Annotated in this window: 5 protein-coding genes; 2 read left to right on the plus strand and 3 right to left on the minus strand. The window is 60.7% G+C overall.

Annotated elements, in window-relative coordinates; translation table 11 throughout:
- A partial coding sequence (locus tag AC1XOS_RS20350; RefSeq protein WP_481964042.1) for a phytanoyl-CoA dioxygenase family protein occupies positions 1-648 on the minus strand: 648 nt, incomplete at its 3' end.
- Between the two features lie 71 nt (positions 649-719).
- Between AC1XOS_RS20350 and AC1XOS_RS20355 the strand changes: the two genes are divergently transcribed.
- Both AC1XOS_RS20355 and AC1XOS_RS20360 read left to right on the plus strand, forming a co-directional pair.
- Positions 720-1550, plus strand: a complete 831-nt coding sequence (locus AC1XOS_RS20355; protein WP_481964043.1) for a helix-turn-helix domain-containing protein — start codon at positions 720-722, stop codon at positions 1548-1550.
- A gap of 5 nt (positions 1551-1555) precedes the next feature.
- On the plus strand, positions 1556-2014 hold the full coding sequence (locus AC1XOS_RS20360; protein WP_481964044.1) for a YcxB family protein: 459 nt from the start codon (positions 1556-1558) through the stop codon (positions 2012-2014).
- Here AC1XOS_RS20360 and AC1XOS_RS20365 read toward each other — a convergent pair.
- Both AC1XOS_RS20365 and AC1XOS_RS20370 read right to left on the minus strand, forming a co-directional pair.
- Entirely contained in the window at positions 2002-3312 is a 1311-nt protein-coding gene (locus tag AC1XOS_RS20365) for an ABC transporter ATP-binding protein (protein WP_481964045.1), read from the minus strand. The two genes, AC1XOS_RS20360 and AC1XOS_RS20365, sit on opposite strands and share 13 nt — an antisense overlap.
- A partial coding sequence (locus AC1XOS_RS20370; protein WP_481964046.1) for an ABC transporter permease occupies positions 3302-4194 on the minus strand: 893 nt, incomplete at its 5' end. The genes AC1XOS_RS20365 and AC1XOS_RS20370, both read right to left, overlap by 11 nt.

Here is a 4194-nt window from a genome sequence, read left to right on the forward strand (position 1 = left end):
CGCTCCGTGCCAGGTGAGGCAGTGGTGGAAGACCACGCCGCCTGCCTTGACGGGCTGGGGAACCACCTCGACCGTCTCGCCCTCCGGAATCCACTCCGGCTTGTAGTCCGGGCCCCAGACGTTGGGATCGCTCTCATCGGTGATCGTGCCGATCGTGCCGCCGTTTTTTGGACCCCACTTGTAGCTGCCCTTCACCATGCTCATACAGCCATTGGCCTCGTCAGCGTCTTCCAGCGCGACCCAGGCACTGATCAGATCGGCAGGCTGGATAATGGGCCAGTAGGGGTGGTCCTGGTGCCACGTGGTCGGGCCACCCACTTTTGCGGGCTTCTCTTGCATCTGGTCGTGCCAGACCCGAACCGTATCCGTCCCCATCAGCTCCGAGATAATCTTGACGATCTTCTCGTTGTAGAGATGTTGCCGAAACGCCTCCTCGGCCTGGAACATATTGACGATCTGGGTGACCACGAAGCCTTTGTCTTGGCCCCAGGAGATATTACGGTTGGACTCGGCTGCCTGCGGGGACGTCCCGGACTTGCAGCGGGCCAGTGCCTCGCGTAGACCTGCCGTTTCTTCGGGAGTGAGCACGGGGCCGTAGTTCAAGTAGCCGTTTTCGCGGAAAGACGCGACCTGTTCTTCAGTGAGCATAGACGTTAGTATGCAGGAATTTGGTTTTTCTATCCAGAACCTCTACGGTGTAAACTTGTAGGTTTCCGGTAATGTCCAGAAAAATTGAAGAAGCGCACTTCGCCCAGTTTGGGAGTCCACATCGCCTGATTGTCCTCACCGACGTTCCAGGAGCGCTCTGGGAGCGTATCGGATGGCGGCATGCGGACTTCCTCTCCCTCTATTTAGTGCGCCGGGGAAAAGCGACACACGTGATCGAGGGGCAGCCCTTTGAGGTCGCACGGGGCGATGTCTACGCCATGGCGGCAGGGCAGGCGCACTGGTTCGACCGCTGCGAGCGCCTCGTGCTCGATACCATCCATGTGGAGCCGGCGGTATTTCCCCCGGAGACCTGGGAGCTCCTCGGGCAGCCGCGCTCGGGGCGCTGGCTCCATCTCACCCCAGCAGCGCATGGACAGATTTCGCAGTGCTGGAGCGAGCTACGCGAGGAGGCGGCACAGACGGAGGGAGCCTGGCTGGTTCCCGCACTCTTTGGGCGGCTCCTGGTGCGCCTCAAGCGCTTGGGAGCAGGCGGGGAAGGGCTCTCTCATGGGCGTCACGAAGAGACTCTCGCCTCCGCCATTCGCTATCTCGACGAGCACTTCGCAGAGCCCGTTCGCATCGAGCAGCTTGCCGCCCAGGTCTTTCTCTCGCCGGATCGCTTCACCGAAGTCTTTACCGCCGCGATGGGGCGCACGCCTCGGGACTACCTCAAGCACCTGCGCCTAGAGCAAGCCCGTACCCTGCTCTGTGAGGGGACTCTCTCCCTGTCACAGATTGGGCTTCTCTGTGGCTTCTCCGATCCAGCGTACTTTGCGCGGGTCTTTAAAGAAAATCTTGGGGTCTCTCCCCGGCAATGGCGCGACTCTTGCAAGGAGTCTTGAGCAAGATGACTATCACCTACAGCCTCAATGAAGCTGATATCGCCGCCTGGCAGGAGCACTCGTCCTTGCAGCCCAAGCTAAATCTCTGGTGGATCATGGCTGCCGCCGTTTTAGGTGCGGCTATCGGTATCTGGCACACCCCCGCGTTCTTTTTCTGGGTGGCCGTCGGCGCACTCGTTCTGGCGCTCCAAGCCGGTGAGAAAGTCCCCGTGGAAGTGCTGGGCGTGCGCAGTATGTCACTGGAGCGTGAGGGCTTGCGTATCCACTCGCCCCACTACCGTCGCCTGATTTTTTGGGAAGCCTGCCAGCCTGTCGAGGAAACTGAGACCCATCTGTTTCTTACCTTCGCCCCGCGCGGCGTCATCATCATCCCCCGCCGCATCTTCGAGTCCGCTGAAGCCTGGTCACAGTTCCGCCACGAGCTGATCCACCGCAACATCTGGAGCCTCCCTCAGGCTGCTTGACGGTTGGTGTTGACGGGAAGTTCTTCGGGGAGCTCGCTACCGGGGATGATCTCGGTTTTGTAGCGGCAGGTGTAGGCTCCGGGCAGAATGAGCGTGGCTTGTGCGGCCTCGGGGTCTACGGCGACTTCGAGGGTTCCGGCAAAATCAATCGTATCTATGTCCTCGATCTCAGGACTACCTAGAGAAACACCGAGGGTGTAGAGGCCGGGCTTGAGGAGCAGCTCGCCGAGCGTGAAGCGGACACGGGTGGTCTCTCCGGGCTCCAGACGCACCAGCTTGCCGTGGAGCGCGGAGGAGCAGTCAATCAGGCGGTAGGTATTGGAGTCGGCGATCCAGAGAGTGACGGACGCATCGGTGATGACTTGCTCCGCCTTGACCGTTAACTCCATCTGGAGCGTGCTGCCGTTGTAGACCAGGGGCTGAGGCGTCCCATCGGCGGCAAAGGGCTGGAGGTTGAGGGAGAGAAACTGCCCCGCTCCGGTGCCCGTGCGCTGCGCGTGGGTGAGATCACCCCCCAACGCCGTGCCCGACGAGCGGGCCATGAGCTGGTAGGCTGCCGCGACCCGCGCGACGGGCCCATCTTCGTGGAGCTGGCCGCCGTGTAGCAATAAAGCACGGTTGCAGAGTGCGGTAACCGCCGCAAGGTTATGGCTCACGAAAAACACCGTGCGCCCACTGCCGGCCACTTCCTGCATCTTGCCCAGGCACTTCTTCTGGAACTCCGCATCGCCCACGGCCAGCACTTCGTCCACGATCAGAATCTCCGGATTGAGGTTCGCCGCGACCGCAAAGCCTAGGCGCATGGTCATCCCCGATGAGTAGCGCTTGACGGGCGTATCAAGGTGCAGCGCCACCCGAGGCCCCGCAAAGTCAATGATCTCGTCAAAGCGCGTCTGGATCTCTTTTCGTGTCATCCCCAGAATCGCGCCGTTCATGAAGACATTCTCACGGCCTGTCAGCTCGGGGTGAAAGCCCGTTCCCACCTCCAGCAGGCTGCCCACACGCCCGTAGAGCGCGATCTGGCCCTCGGTCGGCTCGGTAATGCGCGAGAGGAGCTTCAGTAGAGTAGATTTCCCCGCACCGTTGTGCCCGATCAGCCCGACAACCTCGCCCTGGTGAACGTCGAAGCTGACCTCGCGCACGGCCCAGAAGTCCTCTTTGGGGGGCTGCTTGCCACGCAGGGTCGCCAGAATATTTTCGGTGAGTGTTCCCGGACGTGTCCCCCGTGGTGCGATCTTGTAGCGCTTGCCGAGCTTGCTGACCCCGACCATCTTTGTGCTACTCGTACTAGATGACATCGGCGAACCTCCGCTCCTGCATGCGGAAGATCAAGAGGCCCAGCAGTAGGATCACCACACTCATGACGGTAGCATAGGCCACCTGCCACGGGGCAATTCCCAGCCCGCCGCCCATCAGCGACCAGCGAAACCCCTCGATTAAGATCGCCGCCGGGTTCACCAGAAAGTAAAGTGTTCCCAGTGCCCCCAGCTTGCCTGCCATCTTAGCAAGTGGCCACTGCACGGGCGAGAAGACCATCAGGGAGTTGAGCCAGACGGGCAAGATAAACTGAACATCTCGGTACGAGACCATGAGCGCCGCCATCATCATCCCGATCCCCAGGGCCATGGTCGCCAGTGCCGCAAACCAGAGAGGGAGTGTCAGAGTGGCTAATGTCGGGGCCACACCAAAGAAGGGCATCAGGAGCACAAAAGCGGCAAAAGCGACCAGTGTGTCTATCTGCGCTGCCAAAGTGGAGGCGACGGGGAGTGTCAGGCGCGGAAAAAAGACCTTGGAGAGCATCGCACTATTGCCCACAAGGCAGGTGCTGATCTTAAATATCGAGAGGCCAAAGATAGTCCAGGCGATCTGTCCCGAGAAAGCGCGCAGGAAGAATGCGGGGTCACCTTGAGAGAATCCGGCCACTTTTCCAAAGACAAAACTCGCGATTCCTGCCGTCAGGAGTGGCTGAAGCACCACCCAGATCACACCCAGAGCGGTCTGGCGGTAGCGCAGCATGATCTCGCGCTGGGCAAAAGTTCGCACCAGCTCCCAGTACTGCGTCAGCTCCTGCAGATTAAGCGCGGCCAGCCCTTGTGGGGGACGAACTAGAATCAGCGGTTTTGTCTCGGTCACCAGATATGAACTCCTGTGGAGCGCCACCAGGAAAGTGTCTCCGCTAG

This window comes from Armatimonas sp., assembly GCF_964826245.1.

What these genes read in the sequence shown, in the direction of transcription:
- AC1XOS_RS20355 (WP_481964043.1), top strand. Translation starts at nt 720, where the DNA reads ATGTCCAGAAAAATTGAAGAAGCGCACTTCGCCCAGTTTGGGAGTCCA.
- AC1XOS_RS20360 (WP_481964044.1), top strand. Translation starts at nt 1,556, where the DNA reads ATGACTATCACCTACAGCCTCAATGAAGCTGATATCGCCGCCTGGCAG.
- AC1XOS_RS20365 (WP_481964045.1), bottom strand. Translation starts at nt 3,312, where the DNA reads ATGTCATCTAGTACGAGTAGCACAAAGATGGTCGGGGTCAGCAAGCTC.